This is a genomic window from Bradyrhizobium sp. R2.2-H (genome assembly GCF_004346455.1).
Classification (GTDB): domain Bacteria; phylum Pseudomonadota; class Alphaproteobacteria; order Rhizobiales; family Xanthobacteraceae; genus Bradyrhizobium; species Bradyrhizobium diversitatis.
Map to the genome: position 1 here is coordinate 34,716 of NZ_SMBR01000018.1, position 16,955 is coordinate 51,670.

Consider the following 16,955-nt stretch of genomic DNA (forward strand, 5'->3'; position numbering starts at 1 on the left):
CGCAACACGACGCCAAAGCAACATGGGTTCTGGTTGTCTCGGAACCGAAGCCCTCGATTCCTGTCTCGATACATCTTCTTCAAGCGAGCCGTCATCCACTCGCTCGAAAACGCTCTCGCCGCCTTTCTGTTTTCTATTTGGACGGCTTGTTGTCCTTTGGCGCATCCGCCGGCATGTCGTCGACCTTGCCGTTATTGGCGACGCATTTCTGGAAGTATTCGCGCTGATCCTTGCCCGTTCCCTTGGCGCTGCCGGCCGCGGGATTGCCGATTTGCCTGGGCGGAAAGGCCTTGGCGACCGCAGCATCGCATGCGCGCGCCACTTCGGCGGTGATGGCCGAAGCCGTCGCCGGCGCAGCCAGGGTCAAGACACCTGCCAATCCAACCAACGTCTGTAGATTTCTGACCGGCACCTCTGCTCTCCTTCAAATCCGTGAATGCTTGCCGGAACCATAGCAAAAAGGATCACAGCACCAAACCGCAAAGCGATGCTGAATTGTCACGCGCTCTGCCCCGCGTGCCGCATACGGCTGTTGGCGGCATCCTGACGGCACGCCTGTTCTTCGAGACGGCGCTTACGCGCCTCCTCTCCATGTGCAGCGTCCGCTTTCGGCGCTGGCGGTTCAGGATGAGGCTATTCGGCGTCCGTGGCCGTTGAGACTGCTGTCGCGCACTCCGTCCTGATCTCGAGGCGAACGATGGCTGCAGAGCGCGCAGCAAGATCCGCAATATCAGCTATCGAGCTGCGGCGGCTTGAAGTCCGGGAAACGCGTGAGCATCGCGGTCTTGACGAACTTCAAGTGAGCAATGGCGCTTGCCAACTCCTTGAGCCGGCGCTGGCCGTTCGAGATGTCGGCCGCGAAGAGATCCTGATGATGATTGTCGAGCGGCTCCCGCTCGAGATATTCATCGGTCCCGTTTCCGAACGTGACGGATGCACGCGCAAGGGCATCGTCAACGCGCCGGTTGAGCCCGGCCTGCTCCCTCTCCGACTCCTGCAATGCCGTTTCAATCGCCGCCAGCACAGCACCGATCCGCACGCGGTCGGTTGCCGCATCACGCTCGACGGAGCGGGCCTTGAAACCCTTGTCCTCGCGGCGGGAGCCGAGAAGATTGTGTGCGCGCGCTCTCAGGAACAGCTGAAACATTTGGGCCATCCCACATTCGAGATCTGGGCCGCTACCATCGGTCAGGCATAGTTAACAAAGCTTAAAGCGTGCTCCCGCTCCAACCGGCTTTGTGCGATCCAGGCCAGCCAAGCCTCTTCCTGCTTGGAATCAAGCTGGAGCCATCGAACTTCGTCCGCGGCGGCAGCCCCTGATCTCTCTCGTTCATGTGCAGAAGATCTTAGGCATGGGTGGACATAAGACGAAAGCCGAATCCCGCGTTCCTCTCGGCAAGCGGCAAGCGCACGGTGGCCGAGCACGTCTGCTCTTCGCATTGATATTGATGAAGACGGCTTCGACGGATTTCGAATGCGATCGCTGCCCGGTTGCAGACGACATTAACGAAACATCCGTGGTTATACGGAGCGTCATTCACCAACTTCATCCCGGTAAGGTTGAGAGGTTAGCTTAATCTGCGTTGTTTGTTGCGAATTTTCACGCTTTCCTTATCCCTCTCTCGCACCGGGCTTCCCCAAGGCCCGGCCCCGCCCAAGCAAAGCCGTCGAGCGAATATGGGTCCGCTTGGCGGCTTTGTCGTTGTGTCGACGAGAGGATCATTTTGTTATGGCGCGCAGGCCCTGGTCGTTCAAGGAAGACCGACGGCTCATGGAGCTGGCGAAGTCTTCAGCCTCGCTGGAACAAGCCGCGAAAATTCTCGGGCGCTCACCCGATGCAGTCAAGCGCATGGCGCTACGGCTTGGCCTTTCGTTGAAGCCGAAGACGGGCAAGAAGTCCTGACTTCGGCGCGACAGCGCTCGCTGCTCGCCGCACTCCGTCCAGCCTGTCGCTCCGCCTGCAACGTCGAACCGCCCGAACGTATCACGTTGAAAGCAGGCGTGTGCGGCAGACCCCTTTAACGATATTTTCGGCTTTCGAACCTGACGGACAACCAAACCTTGTATGTTGGCGTCATGCGCAGGAATCACCTCATAGCGGCTGCGAGCATCTGTCTTGCGCTGATCGTCTATGCCACCCTGGCGAGGCTGGCGGGTAGACCCGCGCTCATGGGGCATCACGAGGCCTATTGGGTCGTCGTGATCGAGCGCTTCAGCGCCTACGGGCTGCTCGGCTTCCTGCTTTCCTTCCTGCTGCCCGGACGGTTCGTTCTTGCCTGCTCTCTCGTCGTCGCGGTCGCTATGGGGCTGGAGCTGATGCAGGCGTTCATACCCGACCGCGATCCGGGCTTCCTCGACGTGTTGCAGAAGGCGGCGGGAGGCACCGTGGGCGTCATGCTCGCCCAGATGATCTTGGCGTTCCTGCCCAGACCACCTTCCTAAGGCGGCCGGCTCAAGCCACCCCACGCCTGCTGCGGGACTCGGAGGGAGCGAGGAGTCCGGCCATCTGCCGATGGGTGTTCTGCAACGCTTCAATTGCGAGATCGAGATCGAAATCCGTCTCGCGAATGGATGCAAAGAATTCGACCATCAGCGCCGGATCGAGTTTGACGCGTGTCAACCCATCGCGGCTCTTGCGACGATCGAGTGACGAATGGATGGCGCGGTCCCGGGCCTCCATGGCGCCGCAGCCGCAAAGCGCACCGAGTTCGTCGTATGTCATCCAGATTTGAGGCATGTTCTTCCACCACGCTTGACTGGCCGCAATACTAGCTCTCGCTCGTAAAGGCAGCATTGCTTCAGTGCGGCTGCGACGCGACTTCGAAACAACAATGTCAATGCAACGCTAATCAGGGCGGCAGGTGCGAGCTTCTTGTTGCGCTGCGCGGGGCGTCGTCGATCTGGCTCTTACTTGGGCGAGCCAGCCGTGAAAGGACGCCGCGGGCGGGAACGGCCGTCGAGCCCCTTGGGCAGCTTGTCGGACTTGAGCTTCACGACCGCGCTTCGGGCGTCGGCAGCCGGCGGATCTTCCTGACTGTAGATCAGCGTCACCTCGAACTTCACATCAGGCGCTTGCCGGGCCGTTCCCGAACAGGTCGCCATCGCGCCGGTATACACCCCGGAGAGCTCGACCTCGACTTCGTCGAGCCCGAACACGGTCGGCGGGCCGTCGGCATGTCGCCGTGTGGTGAGGACGGCCGTGAACCGCTGGTCGTCATGGAACTGATAGGAGCCGCCATAGGTGAAGAAGCTGTCACTGCCGGAAATCCGACCCTGGGCCACATGCACGATACCGGTGCCTTGCGCTTGCGCGGTTCTGAACCACGCCGCGTATTTGCCCTCTTTCAGCATGGAGAGATCCACCCATGAATTCCATGCGTATTTGCAACGAACCGTGGGGCCGCGACAATGACCGCGGCGGCGAGCATTCCGCCACGGTTAACGCCGTGCAAAGTCAATCCGTCAAATTTCCGCCGGCGCAGGGGGCTTCGCCCGCAGCAAGCTCAGAACAATTCTATGCCGTCGTCCGCGGTCTCGACTGTCTCGACCGGGCGCAGGGCGGCGATAGACGCCAGCCCGAAGGTTTGCAGGAACTCCCGGTGCACGTCGCGCTCGCGTTCCATCGTGTAGCGCGCAAAGAGCCGGTCGAGCACCACCTCGTCCTGAGCTTGCGGCCGCGGCTGTTGCGCGGCTGCGCTCGCGGCCTCGAGCCGCGTCGCGACCGCGGGCAATGCCGCGGAGCCTTCACCGAGCGTGGTCATCAGGCCTTGCGCCGAATTCATCAGACCCTCGAATTCCGCACCTTCATCGACGAGCCGGCTCATCAGCTTGCCGAGCCGTTCATTGCCGGCCTCGACCTCGCGCAGTGCCTGGAGGATCTGCGGTTCGAGCTTGGCGAGCTGGGTGGGATCGCCCTGCACGCGGAGCTCCTTCAGCTCCCCGGCCGACCGCTCGATGCCGTCGAGCACGGGCCTCAAACGCCCCGCTCCCACCGAGACATGGTCGGCGGTTGCCTTGAGCTCGTTGGCGATGACGACGAAGGCGCTGCCGCGGCTGCCGAGATGGCTGGCCTTGAGGCCCGCATTCATTCCGATCAGCGTGATGTCGATCGTCGCCTCGGCCAGCCCGGCGATCGCCTGGCGAAATTTCGTCAGCGTATCCTCGACGATCGCGAGCGCCTCGTCGACCGAGCGGCCCGCCCCCTCGCAGGTGGCGATCAACGTCGATGCGTGCGCCAGCGTCTGCTTGATGCGTGTCAGGAACGACGACGAGCCGCCATCCTCGCCGCCAAACAAGGTGCGGCCGTGCCCGACGACGCTGCCCGCATCGTGCAGGATGGCGGTCAGCGCGCGAACGATCTGGCCGATGTCGCCGCCGAACTCGCGCTGGGCATCCCTGAGCTGGGCCGCCTGCAGCTGGCAGATCGCACGCGCGCCGTCATCGCTCGCGATCGGCTCGGGAACGAGGCTCGGGGCGGCTCCAGACGCAAGGCCGAGCCCATGGGAGACGTGCTCGAGACGCTGACGCGTGCTGTCGCCCGCCTGCAGGGAAACGATCGCGCTGCCGACCGCCTCGGCGATCTTCCTGGTGCTGGAACCTGCGCGGTCGGCCAAATGGCTGCTGTTGCGGCGCTGGTCATGCAATCCGGAATAGGCGGAGCCGAGTTCGGCGCTCTCCGCCGCCAGTTGATGCCGGTAGCGGCTCTCGAACTCCTTCTGCCGGCCGAATGCGGTGGCGACCGCCTCCGAGAGGCGCTGCTGATCCCGCGCACAGCCCTCGATCGCGCCCTGCACGGCCTTGCCGAGATCGTAGGCTTCCTGCGTGAAGGCGAGAAAACCCTCGCGATCGCCGTCGAGCGCGGCTGCCTCGATCCGCGCGCTGCGGGCGATGATGGTGATCATCTGGATGTGCTTGAACAACGGCTTGAGCAAGGCGGACGCCTCCGCCGTGTTCTTGCCGATCGTCTCGAGCAGGGCGCTTTCGGCCGGCAGCGCCTGCGCCAGGTCGCTGAGCCGCGCCGCGATCTCCTGTAGCGCGGTCGCGGCGCCCTCGATCTCTGCGCCGGAGAGTTCCGAGGAAAGCGTTGCGAGGCCCTGGTTCAGCTCCTTGAAGATGAGATGTCCGCGCCCGAGCTCGTGACCGACGCGCGCGAACACGTCCTCGATACGCGAGGAGACGTCCTCGATTGCGGCGATCGCCTCGGCAAGCGTGTCGGCGGGAATGACTGACATTGCGCTCAACCTGCCACCGCAACGTGCCCGGTCTGATACCAGAGCATGATTTCGCGCGGGATATGATTCAGCGATACGACCTTCTCGACGCCGCCATGGGCGATGGCTTCCTTGGGCATGCCGAACACCACGCAACTCTCTTCATCCTGAGCCCGCGTCGAGGCGCCGAGCTTGCGCATCTCCAGCATTCCGCGCGCACCGTCATCGCCCATGCCGGTCATGATCACGCCGAGCGCGTTGGCGCCGGCATGTTGGGCCGCCGAACGGAACAACACGTCGACGGACGGGCGATGCCGGGACACCGGCGGCCCATCCTTGATCGCGATCTGGTAGCGCAGGCCGATGCGCTGAAGCAGCATGTGGCGGGCACCCGGCGCGATATAGGCGCAACCCGGCAGCACCGGTTCGCCGTCCTCGGCCTCCTTGACCCGGATCTGGCAGACGCCGTCGAGACGCCTGGCAAAGGCTGCGGTGAAGCCTGCCGGCATGTGCTGGACGATGACGATGGGCGGACAGTGCAGTGGCAGCATCTCGAGGACGTCGTTGAGCGCTTCGGTGCCGCCCGTCGAGGCACCGATGCACACGATGCGTTCCGTGGTCGGCCGAACCTTGCCCTGCACCGGCGGCGGGATGATGGCATCGGCGGTCAGCTTCTTCTCGATTGCGCGACGCTCCGCACGCGGGCGTACCCGGGCGCGGGCGGCCGACTTCACTGCCTCACGCAGCCGGGTGGAGCATTCGAGCAGCGCCTGGCGCGTGTCGATCTTCGGCTTCGGCACGATGTCGACTGCACCCGCCTCGAACGCCTCGAACATCACGTTCGAGCCCTCCTCGGTCAGCGAGGAGCAGATGATCACCGGTATCGGACGTTGCGCCATGATCTTGCGCAGGAAGGTCATGCCGTCCATGCGCGGCATTTCGAGGTCGAGGATGATGACGTCAGGCAGCTCCTTCTCGAGCCGCTTGGCCGCCACGAACGGATCGGACGCGGTCGCCATCACCTCGATCTCGGGATCTTCACTCAGGATCGTCAGCAGGATTTGGCGCACCGACGCCGAATCGTCCACGATCAGCACGCGAACTTTCTCCTTCGGCATTCTGGTTGCGCTCCGGCTAGACCTGGAAGATGGTTGGCTGAACCTGCTTCAGCCCAGGCACGGCACTGTGAATCATCGATTCCGAATGCCCGACCAGCAGATAGCCGCCCGGACGCAGATGGCTGCACAATTGCTCCACCACCTTGCGCTGGGTCTCGCGCTCGAAATAGATCAGGACGTTGCGGCAGAAGATGATATCGACGTCACGGTCGACGGGATAGGACTTGTCCATGAGGTTCATCCTCATGAAGTGCGTCATGCGCCGTAGCTCGGGTACGATCCGCACTTCGCCGCGCGACTTGTCGCGCGACGACGAAAAATACCGTTTCACGAACTGCTCCGGCACCGGGGCGAGCACGTCGCGGCTGTAGATCGCCGTCCTGGCGAGGCGCAGCACTGCGGTCGAGATGTCGGTCCCGAGGATGCGGTACTGGAAGCGCGAGCCGGTCCGCGTCATGTCGTCCAGCACCATCGCGGTCGTGTAGGCCTCCATGCCGGTCGAGCTCGCCGAGCTCCAGATCTTCAGATTCGCGTTTCTCCGTCCACGCGCCTTGAGCAGGGCGGGAACCGCAATCTCGCGCAGGAAAGTGAAGTGCTGCGGCTCGCGGAAGAAGTCGGTCTTGTTGGTCGTCACCACATCGATGAGATGAGTGAGCTCGGTGTCGAAATGGTCCGCCTCGAACAGGTTCTCGACATATTCATTGAGGTCGGAGAAATTCAGCGCGCGCACGCGCTTGTGCAGCCGCCCCTCCAGCATCAGCCGCTTGCCTTGCGGCAGCTTGATGCCGACCTGGCCCTCGATCAATTCGGCGATGGTCCGAAAGTGGCGGTCGGACAGGTGCACGGCCGTATCCTGCATGGCAGGCATCATGGCCGGCGGCTCCCGTCCGGGACGGCCGCCTGCATTGCATAACCGGCCATACGGAGCATCTTGAATCCTACACTTTAACTAAAATTGCCGAAGACGGATCGGCCCGCCGATGGGGGGCCGATCCGTCAGAATCCTAGCGCTGGAAATCCGCGTCCCGATCGTCCTCGCCGTCGTTCATGTCGAACGCGAAACCGCCGCCGCCGGCAACCTTCGCGGCGCGCGCCGGCTTGGCCGGCGGCTTCCTCGCCGGACGTTCGACCGCCGCCATGGTGGCCGCCTTGGCCCGCAGCTGATTCACTGCCCGGTCGATCGGCGCGGCGGCATGACTCTTTCCACCCTGCTCGATGCGGAAGTAGGCGATGGTCGACTGGAGCTGCTCGGCCTGCGAGGCGAGCTCCTCCGAGGTCGAGGACACCTGCTCGGATGCGCTGGCGTTCTGCTGGCCGACCTTGTCGAGCTGCTGGATCGCCTGGTTGATCTGCGCCGAACCGACATCCTGCTCGCGGCAGGCGGCGGTGATCTCCTCGACGAGCTCGGCGGTCTTCTTGATGTCGGGAACGAGCTTTGACAGCATGGCGCCGGCCTCCTGCGCCACCTTGACGGTGTCGGTCGAGAGCGTGCCGATCTCGGCCGCTGCCGCCTGGCTGCGTTCGGCGAGCTTGCGCACCTCGGAGGCGACCACCGCAAAACCCTTGCCGTGCTCGCCTGCGCGCGCGGCTTCCACTGCGGCGTTGAGCGCGAGCAGATCGGTCTGACGCGCGATCTCCTGCACGATCGTGATCTTCTCGGCGATGGTCTGCATCGCGCTGACGGCGCGGCCGACGGCTGCGCCGGAGGCTTCCGCATCCTTGGCCGACTGCGCGGCGATCTTCTCGGTCTGGTTGGCGTTGTCGGCGTTCTGCTTCACGTTCGAGGCCATCTCCTCCATCGAGGAGGAGGCTTCTTCGGCAGAGGAGGCCTGTTCGGTCGCGCCCTGCGAGAGCTGCTCGGCGCTCGCGGAGAGTTCCTGGCTGCCGGCGGAGACGTTCTGGGCGGCGGTGAGGGCTTCCGCGACGATCTGCCGAAGCTTCTCCACCATGCGCTCGAGTGCCAGGCCCAGCGTATCCTTGTCCGACAGCGGCTTGGCTTCGACCGTGAGGTTGCCCTGCGCAATCTCGTTGGCTATGGACGCGGTCTGATTGAGGTTGACCGTCATCGCATTCAGCGACTTGATGAGGTCGCCGATCTCGTCATTGCTGAACGAATCGATCTTTTGGCTGAGATCGCCGATCGCCACCGCATCGGCAAGGCCGACCGCACTGGAAAGCGAGCGGCTGATATTCAGAGCCATCCAGACCGCCGCAGCGATGGCGATGACGAGCGACACGAGGATCAGGGAAATGAGAATCAGGGTGGCGCGGCTGCCGTCGACTTTGGCCTGCTCGCTCTCCGCGGCCATCTGCTTCTTCACATAGTTGATGTAGTCGCTCGCCGCAGTGAGTGCCGGCGTGGAGGCCTTCAGGCCCTCGGTCATCGACCGCTCGGTCGCCTTGGCCTTGTCCTGTTTGGCCAGCGCAAGCGTCTGGTCCTGTACCGCGTTGGAGTTCGCGTAGGCAACGGCGAAAGTCTCGATCATTTTCCTGCCGGTCTCGCTCGCGCTGGAATAGACCTCGTCCTTTACCTTCATCGCACGTTCGCGCAGTTGGGCGATCTGGCTGATGAACTTGTCCTGGTCGGCTTCCGCCGCGAGGATAGTGTTCTTCTCGGCCCGCACCTGAAGCAGGACGGCCTCCTGAAGCTCACCAACCTTGGCCAGCCGGCCGGCACGGGCAGACAGATGCTCGGCCGTCGCGACCATGTCGTTCAGCTTCAGATACGCGACGCCGCCGGCGATCATGGACAGCAGGATGACGACGCCGAAGGCGGTGGCAAGTTTGGCTTTGACGGTGAATCTCATGTCAGTCTCGTTGGTTCGAATTGGGGTGTTTACGCGTGATCACGCTTCACTCTTACTCAGGCGGCGCGCGGTGCGTCCGCGCCGGCATCGCGCCCTTCCGGGATACTGTCGTTCGCCATCAGCCTGGCGAGGTCGAAGATGACGACGAACTTCTCGCCCTTGCGGCCGATACCGGAGGCATAATCGGATTGCCATCTACCGCCGATCTCGGGGATGGGCTCGATCGCCTGTTCGTCGATATCGGTGACCTCGAACACGCAGTCGGCGACGAAGCCGACGCCGACCAGGCGGCCTTTCATCGGCACGTCGAGGATGATGATACGGGTGGCTTCGGTGGCCGGCACGCCCGGCAGGCCGAGCTTGGTCCTGAGGTCGACGATCGGATAGCCGCTGCCGCGCACGTCGATCATGCCGAGCAGGAAGTTCGGGGCGTGCGGAAGCCGAGAGATCGGCCGCATATCGAGGATCTCCCGGACATTGCGGATGCTGATGCCGAACGTCTCGCCGGCGAGCCCGAGCGTCAGATATTGCGAGGTTGCGGCCATGATGCAGTCCAATGATCCGAAGGTTGGCAAATGAATGCGGTCCGGCATAAAGGCCGGACCTGCTGATCAGCGCTGGAAGTCGGCGTCGCGGTCGTCTTCGCCGTCGTGCATGTCGAAGGCGAAGCCACCACCGCCACCGGCGACCTTCATCGCGCGTGCCGGTTTGCGGACGGGGGCCGGCTTCTTCGTCTCGCGATCCACAGCCGCCATGTGCGCAGCCTTGGCCCGGAGTTGACCGACGGCGCGGTCGATCGGCTCGGCCGCGGCAATCGCCTTGCGTGCCGCGTGCTCGATCCGGAAGAACGAGATCGTGGACTGGAGCTGCTCGGCTTGCGAGGCGAGCTCCTCCGAGGTCGAGGACACCTGCTCGGATGCGCTGGCGTTCTGCTGGCCGACCTTGTCGAGCTGCTGGATCGCCTGGTTGATCTGGGCCGAGCCCACGTCCTGCTCGCGGCAGGCCGCGGTGATCTCCTGCACCAGTTCCGCGGTCTTCTTGATGTCGGGCACGAGCTTGGACAGCATTTGGCCCGCCTCTTGCGCGACCTTGACGCTCTCGGTCGAGAGCGTGCCGATGTCTGCCGCGGCCGCCTGGCTGCGCTCGGCGAGCTTGCGCACCTCGGAAGCGACCACCGCAAAGCCCTTGCCGTGCTCGCCTGCGCGCGCCGCTTCCACCGCCGCGTTGAGCGCGAGCAGGTCGGTCTGGCGCGCGATCTCCTGCACGATCGTGATCTTCTCGGCGATGGTCTGCATCGCCTCGACGGCACGACCGACGGCGACACCGCTGGCTTCGGCGTCCTTGGCCGATTGCGTCGCAATCTTCTCGGTCTGGTTGGCGTTGTCGGCGTTCTGCTTCACGTTGGAGGCCATTTCCTCCATCGAAGAGGAGGCTTCCTCGGCCGACGAGGCCTGCTCGGTCGCGCCCTGGGAGAGCTGCTCGGCGCTGGCGGAGAGCTCCTGGCTCCCGGCGGAAACGTTCTGCGCCGCCGTGATCGCTTCAGTGACGATCTGCCGGAGCTTCTCGACCATCACGTTCAACGACCTGACGAGATCTCCGATCTCATCGTTGCTCGCCGAGGGAATGGTCTGGCTGAGATCGCCGTCCGCCACGGCGCCCGCAAGGCCGACCGCTCGTCCGAGCGAGCGGCTGATCGAGATGGAGATCCACAGCGCCGCCCCGATCGCAACCGCCAGCGAGATGGCGATCAACGTCATCAGCAGAAACTGGGCCTGATGCCCCTCTGCCTTGGACTGGACAGCCTGCTCGGCCAGCTGCTTCTTCGTGTTGACGACGTAGGCACCCATCGCCTCCATCGCATCTGCGACGGCCTTCCGGCCGTCGCCTGTCGAACGCTCGGTAGCTTTCGTCTTGTCTGTCTTCGCCAGCCGAATCGTCTCTTCCTGATACGTATTCATCTTCGCGTATGTGGCTGCAAAGCTGTCGAGCAGCTTCCGGCCTCCCTCGCTCGCCAGCGCGTAGACTTCATCCTTGGTCTTCGTCACGTGCTCGCGAAGTCTGGCTGCCTCGGCGGCAAACTGTTCGGTCTGCGCCTCGGTGGCGAGGATCGAATTCTTTTCCGCGCGAAGCTGAAGCAGGATGTCCTTTTCGATCTGCGTTGCCTTCTCCATCCGGTTTGCACGCAGGACCATGGTGTCAGCGGTCGCCATCATGTCGCCGAGCTTCAAGTAGGCCACGCCGCCCGCCACTCCCGACAGGACGATGATCAAGCCGAACGCACTGGCCAGCTTTGCCTTGACGGTAAATCTCATTTCCAGCCCCTACCCAAGTCTCGCCCGAGACCTCATTTCAATTCAGAATGCGTTCCATGTTGGGAACGATGACGAACTCTTCACGCCACTTCGCGATGAAGCGAATGAACTCCGGCTTCCAGTGCATGCCGACGCGCGGCGTCTGCTGCACGTCGGTCTGCGCGATCTCCGTGACCTCGTAGACCTTGTCGGCGGTGAGGCCGACCAGAACCGGTTCGCCGTCGAAATCGAGCTCGATGACGACGATGCGTGTGTCGGCCGAATTGTCGAGCTGCGGCATGCCGAAGCGGATGCGCAGATCGGCAAGCGGGATGACGTTACCGCGCACGTTGATCACGCTGGGAACGAAGGCGCGCGCACCCGCCACCTTGGTGACGGGGACGGGATCGATGATCTCGCGCACGAGACCGGCGTCGAGTGCAAACTTCTCCTCGCCGAGGCCGATCATCACGACCTGCATTGCGCCGCTCTGATGCTCGCTGGCCAAATTCCCGTCCATCACGCCGCCTCGCTGATATGCTGCTTCTCGACCTTCGACTGCGCCAGCTGGACCAGCTGCGCGACATCGAGGATCAGAGCCGCCGTGCCGTCACCGAGAATCGTCGCGCCGGAGAAAATCGTGACGTCGGAGTGCAGCTTGGAGAGCGACTTGATCACGGTCTGGTGGTTGCCGATGATCTGGTCGGCGACGAGGCCGACGCGGGTCTCGCCTGTAGAGATGATGATCGTCTTCTGGTGCTTGTCGGGCGAACCCGTCGAAGACATGATCTCGCGCAACCGCAAGAACGGGACGAGATTGCCGCGCACATTGAGGAAGTTGCGGCCCCGCGAACGTTCGTCCTCGGCCGTCAGCTCGACGCACTCCTCAACCGCCGGCAGCGGAATGATGTAGCGGCCTTCGCCGACGCGGATCAGGAGGCCCTCGATGATCGCGAGCGTGAGCGGCAGGCGCAGCGTCACGGTGGTGCCCTGGCCCGGCCTGGTCGACAAATCGATCGAGCCGCGCATGTTCTCGATGGTGCGTTTGACCACGTCCATGCCGACGCCGCGGCCCGACAGCGCCGAGATGGTCTGGGCGGTCGAGAAGCCGGGATGGAACAGGAATTGGTGGATCTCGTGATCGGTCAGCACGGCGCCGGCCGCGATCAGCCCCTGCTCTTCCGCCTTCGCGCGGATGCGCGCGGTGTTGAGGCCGCCGCCATTGTCCTTCACGGTGACCAGCACCTGCGCGCCGGAATGCACGGCGGCGAGCTCGATGCGGCCCTGCTCGGTCTTGCCATTGGCAGCGCGCGTGGCGTTATCTTCGATGCCGTGGTCGATGGCATTGCGGATGAGGTGCACCAGCGGATCGGCCAGGCATTCGATCATGGTCTTGTCGAGCTCGGTATCCTCGCCCGAGGTGACGAATTCGACCGGCTTGGACAGATCCCGCGACAGATCGTGCACGAGGCGGCGGAAGCGGCCGAACAAGGAGCCGATCGGCACCATGCGGGCGCCCATCGTGGTGTCGCGCAATGACGAGGCAAGGCGCTCGATCTCCTCGGCGATCATCTTGATCGAGAGGTCGGAGCCGGAGGCGGCGAGCTGGGTCAGCCGCGCCTGGGCGATGACGAGCTCGCCGACGCGGTCCATCAGCTCGTCGAGGCGTTCGGCCTGGACGCGGACGGTGGCAATGCCGCGCTCTTCGCGCTTGGCTTCGGGTTTCGGCTCCGGCCTCGGTTCAGATTTGGGCTCGGTCTTGACGACGGGCTGCTCGGCGACCGGCGCGGCGGGAAGCTCGACCGGGGGCGCAGGCGTCTCGGCCATGGGTGCCGGCTCCTCGTCGAGGAGCTGAAAGAGCGGTGCAGGCGCGGGCGCTTCGACATGCTCGAGCGGCGAGAGCGTGAGCTTCAACTCGTCCTGGACGAACATGAAGACGTCGTCGATCGCGTCCTTGTCGCAGGCCGCGTGCAGCTTGACGTCCCACTTCAGATAGCAGTCTTCCGGCTCCATCTCGTCGAGGAACGGGATGCCGTCGGTGACAGGCACGACGAAGCACGGACCGAGCTTGCAGAGATCCTCCAACAGGTCGAGCGGATTCGAGCCGTTGCGCAGGATGTGGGATTCGAACTCCAGATAGAGGTGCCAGCCGGCCTGCTTGCTTTCACTAGGGACCAGCGGCGGCGCCTCGGCGATCTCAACGGCGGGAGCGGCAGGCTGGTCGAACGAAACGAAGCGCTTGAGGTCGTCGAGGATGGCTTCGCCGATGATGTCGTCGGTCGACTGCGGATCCTCGATCAGCGCGCGGATGTAGTCCTTGGCGGCGAGCGCGACCGAGATCAGCTCCTGCGTCGGCTTGATCTCGCCCTTGCGGACGCGGTCGAATGCGGTCTCGAATTCGTGGGTGAAGGAGGCGACCTTGTCGAAGCCGAACATGGCGCCCGATCCCTTGATAGTATGCAGGGCGCGGAAGGCGGAATCGACCAGTTCGCGGTCGTCGGGACGCTGACCGAGGTCGAGCAGGGCCCCTTCCAGAACCTCGAACAGCTCGCTGGCTTCCTGGCGGAAGATCTCGGTCGGATCCATCGCACTCATGCGCGCACCAGCTTGGCGACCACGGCGAGCAACTGCTCAGGCTTGAAGGGCTTGGTGATCCAGCCGGTAGCGCCGGCGCTCTTGGCTTCCTGCTTCACCGTGTCGTTGGATTCGGTGGTCAGGAACACGATGGGCATGCCGACCGCGCTCGGCAGCTTGCGCAATGCGCGGATCAGCTCCAGCCCGTTCATGACGGGCATGTTGAGATCGGTGATGACGAGATCGAGCTTGCCGGCTTGCGCCTTGGCGAGCCCCTGGGCGCCGTCGCCCGCCTCGATCACGTTGTGACCGGCCGGCTCGAGCACGACCTTGATCATCTGCCGGATGCTGGGGGAATCGTCGACGGTAAGAATCGTGGCCATCAGGTGCCATCTTTCTTTTGCGGGAAGTGCTGATCGATCATCGCCTCGCTGGCGAAGCCGGCGCGGCGAAGGGTGTTGCGCAGAGATTGGGAGAATGACGTGAGCACCACCGGACGGCCTTGGGCCTTGCCCGTCCTGGCGGTCGACAGCAGAAGCTGGATCGAGGTCACGTCGGCCTTGTCGACGCTGGAGCAGTCGATCTCGAGTCGCTCCTGGCGGCCGAACGCCTCGCGAATGAGCTCATAGACGCTGCGAATGGCTGCGATGCTGCAGTCCGCGGGTAACCGCAACGACCACTTCGGCTCCGTCGGATTGAGCGCCATCGCTGCCCCGCCTTTGCTAGAATTCCGACACTCGTTTGACGCGAATCGAGTGAGCAAACCCCTAACACGGGCATCCGTACAACTACGGGTGACACTCGTTCGGAATTCGCGCAACTGTACGCAGGCGTGCACAACCTGCTGAGATGTCATCGAGACGTGCACATCCGTGCGGCCGTTTGCTTCGCGTTAAATTCGCCTGGGCTATGGCTGGGGTTCGTGTCTTTGCAGCGAAGAGAGCCCCGGCCACCGATGCTGACCCAAGCGCTCGTGGTTGATGACAGCCGCTCCGTCCTCAACTTTCTGAAACGTCACATCGAGGCTGAAGGTCTGGTCGAGGCCACCACCTTCCTCGATCCCGTGGAGGCGCTGGCCTGCGCGCAGGAGCGCCCCTTCGATCTGGTGCTGGTCGACTACGAAATGCCGCATATGGACGGCATCGGCTTCATCCGCGCCTTTCGCAGGCTTCCCGGCTGCACCCACATCCCGATCGCGATGATCACCTCGCGTCAGACCGATGACGTCAAGATGGAAGCGCTGCAGGCCGGTGCAACCGATTTTCTGCCCAAGCAGCCGCAAAGCCTCGAGATGACGGTGCGCCTGCGGAATTTAATTCAGCTTGGTGCAGCCGTGCGCAAGCTCAACGACCGCGCTGCGCATCTGGCCAGCGACGTCGCAGCAGCAACACGAAAGCTCGGCGAGCGCGAGGAGGAGATCATCCTGCGACTCGCGCTCGCGGTCGAATACCGCGACAACGACACCGGCGAGCACACGCTGCGGGTCGCCAGGTACAGCCGTATCATCGCCCACCAGCTGGGCCTGCCGGCCCGGCTGTGCCGCGACATCTATCTGGCCGCTCCCCTGCACGACGTGGGCAAGGTCGCCATTCCCGACAACATCCTGCTCAAGCCGGGCAAGCTCACCGACGACGAGATGGCGGTGATCCGGACGCATGCGACGATCGGCGAGCGGATCCTGGCCGATTCCAGCTGCGAGCTGATCCAGCTCGGCGCGCAAATTGCCGCAGGCCATCACGAGCGCTGGGACGGCGCGGGCTATCCGAACGGCCTCAAGGCGGATGAAATCCCGGTCGCCGCGCGCGTGGTCGCAGTTGCCGATGTCTTCGACGCCCTGACGACGCGGCGGCCATATAAGGAGCCGATGCCGCTCGAGGCGGCGCGCAATTACCTGGCTGAGAACGCGGGGCGGCAGTTCGATCCAGCCTGCGTTGAGGCCTTCCTGTCGCGCTGGGACGAGGTGGTCGAGATCGCCGCCGGCCAGCGGACGACTCCTTTTCAGTGGACCGAGGCCCCTCTCGCTCCGTCGCAGTGAGTGCGGCGGAGAGCGGTTCGACCGAGGGCCGTTCGGCCGGGGCCGCCCCGACCGCGTGACCTGATCAGCCGGCCAACAGCCTGTCGCGGCTCCATTTTTTCTCTAGTCGCCGGTTTGAACCTGTTCCTGCTAGAGTGGCACCAACAACTAAGAGTGATTTTGATCACACTTGCTTGGGGCACCCTGCTGTAAGCATCGAACCGGGACGGGCCGATAGAGCATCGTCGAATTGGATGAGACTTCCCATGAAAAGCCTGATCGGCGCCTTCGTCGGCGCGTTCTGCCTTGCCGCCCCCGCTTTGGCGCAGACTCCTGCCGCGATCGTCGAGGACGTTCAAGGCAAGGTCGACGGCATCGCGTTCATGGACTATGTGGCGCCGGGCAAGATCATCAAGCTCGGACCGAAGGCCAGCATCACGCTCAGCTACCTCAAATCGTGTGAGCGCGAGACGATCAGCGAGGGCGTCGTTCTGGTCGGCACAGAGCAGAGCATCGTACAGCTGGGCGAGGTCAAGCGGGAGAAGGTGCCCTGCGATACCAATGCGGCAAAACTGTCGGAGCGCCAGGCCAACCAGAGTGCCGCAACGTCCTTCCGCAGCGTGGGGCCGGACGCCAAGAGCGCCCCGTCCAAGCTGCCGACGCTCTACGGTGTCGCACCACTGGTGCAGGCCAGGAGCGGGAGCACGCTGGTGATCGAACGCACCGACGGCAAGGAGCCCACGATCACCGTGCCGCTCAGGAACGAAACCATGGTCGGCGGCAAGTTCTATGACTTCGCCAAGGCCGGGAAGTCGCTGACGCCCGGCGGCAGCTATCTCGCCATTCTCGGCGCCAAGCGCTACGCCTTCCAGATCGACGCCAGCGCCACGTCATCGCCGACGCCGATCGTCGGCCGCCTGCTGCGGCTCGAATAGGCGGCT

The 16,955-nt window shown here is 63.9% G+C and carries 18 protein-coding genes; 4 read left to right on the forward strand and 14 right to left on the reverse strand.

From position 1 onward, the window contains the following. Positions 1 to 133 precede the first annotated feature (133 nt). Both EDE08_RS33320 and EDE08_RS33325 read right to left on the reverse strand, forming a co-directional pair. Positions 134 to 367, reverse strand: a complete 234-nt coding sequence (locus EDE08_RS33320) for a hypothetical protein (RefSeq protein ID WP_245524969.1) — start codon at positions 365 to 367, stop codon at positions 134 to 136. 363 nt (positions 368 to 730) lie between these two features. Continuing rightward, on the reverse strand, positions 731 to 1,147 hold the full coding sequence (locus EDE08_RS33325) for a hypothetical protein (protein ID WP_131873752.1): 417 nt from the start codon (positions 1,145 to 1,147) through the stop codon (positions 731 to 733). A gap of 582 nt (positions 1,148 to 1,729) precedes the next feature. Between EDE08_RS33325 and EDE08_RS38705 the strand changes: the two genes are divergently transcribed. Together EDE08_RS38705 and EDE08_RS33330 are read left to right on the forward strand one after the other, a co-directional pair. Continuing rightward, positions 1,730 to 1,903 carry a hypothetical protein gene (locus tag EDE08_RS38705; protein WP_165936310.1) on the forward strand — a complete coding sequence of 58 codons (174 nt, stop codon included), beginning with the start codon at positions 1,730 to 1,732 and terminating at the stop codon, positions 1,901 to 1,903. Positions 1,904 to 2,076: 173 nt separating this feature from the next. Next, positions 2,077 to 2,442, forward strand: a complete 366-nt coding sequence (locus EDE08_RS33330; RefSeq protein WP_131873750.1) for a VanZ family protein — start codon at positions 2,077 to 2,079, stop codon at positions 2,440 to 2,442. 10 nt (positions 2,443 to 2,452) lie between these two features. On the opposite strand, the gene EDE08_RS33335 is transcribed toward EDE08_RS33330, so the two are convergent. The 12 genes from EDE08_RS33335 to EDE08_RS33390 form a co-directional block, all read right to left on the reverse strand. Continuing rightward, a complete protein-coding gene (locus EDE08_RS33335) occupies positions 2,453 to 2,794 on the reverse strand; it encodes a hypothetical protein (RefSeq protein ID WP_245524970.1) in 342 nt (113 codons plus the stop codon). Positions 2,795 to 2,907: 113 nt separating this feature from the next. Further along, the gene (locus EDE08_RS33340; protein WP_131873748.1) at positions 2,908 to 3,351 is read right to left on the reverse strand and encodes a hypothetical protein; all 444 of its coding nucleotides are present in this window, start codon (positions 3,349 to 3,351) and stop codon (positions 2,908 to 2,910) included. Positions 3,352 to 3,503: 152 nt separating this feature from the next. After that, a complete protein-coding gene (locus EDE08_RS33345) occupies positions 3,504 to 5,231 on the reverse strand; it encodes a chemotaxis protein (RefSeq protein WP_131873746.1) in 1,728 nt (575 codons plus the stop codon). Positions 5,232 to 5,236: 5 nt separating this feature from the next. After that, complete coding sequence (locus EDE08_RS33350; RefSeq protein ID WP_131873744.1) at positions 5,237 to 6,328, reverse strand: protein-glutamate methylesterase/protein-glutamine glutaminase; 1,092 nt, start codon at positions 6,326 to 6,328, stop codon at positions 5,237 to 5,239. 16 nt (positions 6,329 to 6,344) lie between these two features. Further along, the gene (locus EDE08_RS33355; RefSeq protein ID WP_131873742.1) at positions 6,345 to 7,199 is read right to left on the reverse strand and encodes a CheR family methyltransferase; all 855 of its coding nucleotides are present in this window, start codon (positions 7,197 to 7,199) and stop codon (positions 6,345 to 6,347) included. 133 nt (positions 7,200 to 7,332) lie between these two features. Then, a complete protein-coding gene (locus EDE08_RS33360) occupies positions 7,333 to 9,135 on the reverse strand; it encodes a methyl-accepting chemotaxis protein (RefSeq protein WP_131873740.1) in 1,803 nt (600 codons plus the stop codon). Positions 9,136 to 9,191: 56 nt separating this feature from the next. Beyond that, positions 9,192 to 9,680, reverse strand: coding sequence for a chemotaxis protein CheW (locus tag EDE08_RS33365; protein WP_131873738.1), 489 nt, complete (start codon positions 9,678 to 9,680; stop codon positions 9,192 to 9,194). Between the two features lie 66 nt (positions 9,681 to 9,746). After that, positions 9,747 to 11,447: a methyl-accepting chemotaxis protein gene (locus EDE08_RS33370; RefSeq protein ID WP_131873736.1), complete on the reverse strand. Its 1,701-nt coding sequence runs from the start codon at positions 11,445 to 11,447 to the stop codon at positions 9,747 to 9,749. A 37-nt stretch (positions 11,448 to 11,484) separates the two neighbouring features. After that, entirely contained in the window at positions 11,485 to 11,946 is a 462-nt protein-coding gene (locus EDE08_RS33375; protein WP_165936311.1) for a chemotaxis protein CheW, read from the reverse strand. Then, positions 11,946 to 14,021, reverse strand: a complete 2,076-nt coding sequence (locus tag EDE08_RS33380; RefSeq protein WP_131873732.1) for a chemotaxis protein CheA — start codon at positions 14,019 to 14,021, stop codon at positions 11,946 to 11,948. Before EDE08_RS33380 ends, EDE08_RS33375 begins: the two co-directional genes overlap by 1 nt. Beyond that, complete coding sequence (locus EDE08_RS33385) at positions 14,018 to 14,383, reverse strand: response regulator (protein WP_061878761.1); 366 nt, start codon at positions 14,381 to 14,383, stop codon at positions 14,018 to 14,020. Before EDE08_RS33385 ends, EDE08_RS33380 begins: the two co-directional genes overlap by 4 nt. After that, positions 14,383 to 14,706: an STAS domain-containing protein gene (locus EDE08_RS33390; RefSeq protein ID WP_131873730.1), complete on the reverse strand. Its 324-nt coding sequence runs from the start codon at positions 14,704 to 14,706 to the stop codon at positions 14,383 to 14,385. The genes EDE08_RS33385 and EDE08_RS33390 overlap by 1 nt, the downstream gene beginning before the upstream one ends. A 249-nt stretch (positions 14,707 to 14,955) precedes the next feature. Between EDE08_RS33390 and EDE08_RS33395 the strand changes: the two genes are divergently transcribed. Both EDE08_RS33395 and EDE08_RS33400 read left to right on the forward strand, forming a co-directional pair. Then, complete coding sequence (locus EDE08_RS33395) at positions 14,956 to 16,035, forward strand: HD domain-containing phosphohydrolase (RefSeq protein ID WP_131873813.1); 1,080 nt, start codon at positions 14,956 to 14,958, stop codon at positions 16,033 to 16,035. A gap of 245 nt (positions 16,036 to 16,280) precedes the next feature. Next, a complete protein-coding gene (locus tag EDE08_RS33400; protein ID WP_165936312.1) occupies positions 16,281 to 16,949 on the forward strand; it encodes a hypothetical protein in 669 nt (222 codons plus the stop codon). Positions 16,950 to 16,955: the final 6 nt, after the last annotated feature.

Coding starts and splice junctions, on each gene's coding strand:
- EDE08_RS33340 (WP_131873748.1), bottom strand. CDS start 3,351: ATGCTGAAAGAGGGCAAATACGCGGCGTGGTTCAGAACCGCGCAAGCG.
- EDE08_RS33355 (WP_131873742.1), bottom strand. CDS start 7,199: ATGATGCCTGCCATGCAGGATACGGCCGTGCACCTGTCCGACCGCCAC.
- EDE08_RS33400 (WP_165936312.1), top strand. CDS start 16,281: ATGAAAAGCCTGATCGGCGCCTTCGTCGGCGCGTTCTGCCTTGCCGCC.
- EDE08_RS33325 (WP_131873752.1), bottom strand. CDS start 1,147: ATGTTTCAGCTGTTCCTGAGAGCGCGCGCACACAATCTTCTCGGCTCC.
- EDE08_RS33370 (WP_131873736.1), bottom strand. CDS start 11,447: ATGAGATTTACCGTCAAGGCAAAGCTGGCCAGTGCGTTCGGCTTGATC.
- EDE08_RS38705 (WP_165936310.1), top strand. CDS start 1,730: ATGGCGCGCAGGCCCTGGTCGTTCAAGGAAGACCGACGGCTCATGGAG.
- EDE08_RS33390 (WP_131873730.1), bottom strand. CDS start 14,706: ATGGCGCTCAATCCGACGGAGCCGAAGTGGTCGTTGCGGTTACCCGCG.
- EDE08_RS33360 (WP_131873740.1), bottom strand. CDS start 9,135: ATGAGATTCACCGTCAAAGCCAAACTTGCCACCGCCTTCGGCGTCGTC.
- EDE08_RS33375 (WP_165936311.1), bottom strand. CDS start 11,946: ATGGACGGGAATTTGGCCAGCGAGCATCAGAGCGGCGCAATGCAGGTC.
- EDE08_RS33395 (WP_131873813.1), top strand. CDS start 14,956: ATGCTGACCCAAGCGCTCGTGGTTGATGACAGCCGCTCCGTCCTCAAC.
- EDE08_RS33365 (WP_131873738.1), bottom strand. CDS start 9,680: ATGGCCGCAACCTCGCAATATCTGACGCTCGGGCTCGCCGGCGAGACG.
- EDE08_RS33345 (WP_131873746.1), bottom strand. CDS start 5,231: ATGTCAGTCATTCCCGCCGACACGCTTGCCGAGGCGATCGCCGCAATC.
- EDE08_RS33330 (WP_131873750.1), top strand. CDS start 2,077: ATGCGCAGGAATCACCTCATAGCGGCTGCGAGCATCTGTCTTGCGCTG.
- EDE08_RS33335 (WP_245524970.1), bottom strand. CDS start 2,794: ATGCTGCCTTTACGAGCGAGAGCTAGTATTGCGGCCAGTCAAGCGTGG.
- EDE08_RS33380 (WP_131873732.1), bottom strand. CDS start 14,021: ATGAGTGCGATGGATCCGACCGAGATCTTCCGCCAGGAAGCCAGCGAG.
- EDE08_RS33350 (WP_131873744.1), bottom strand. CDS start 6,328: ATGCCGAAGGAGAAAGTTCGCGTGCTGATCGTGGACGATTCGGCGTCG.
- EDE08_RS33385 (WP_061878761.1), bottom strand. CDS start 14,383: ATGGCCACGATTCTTACCGTCGACGATTCCCCCAGCATCCGGCAGATG.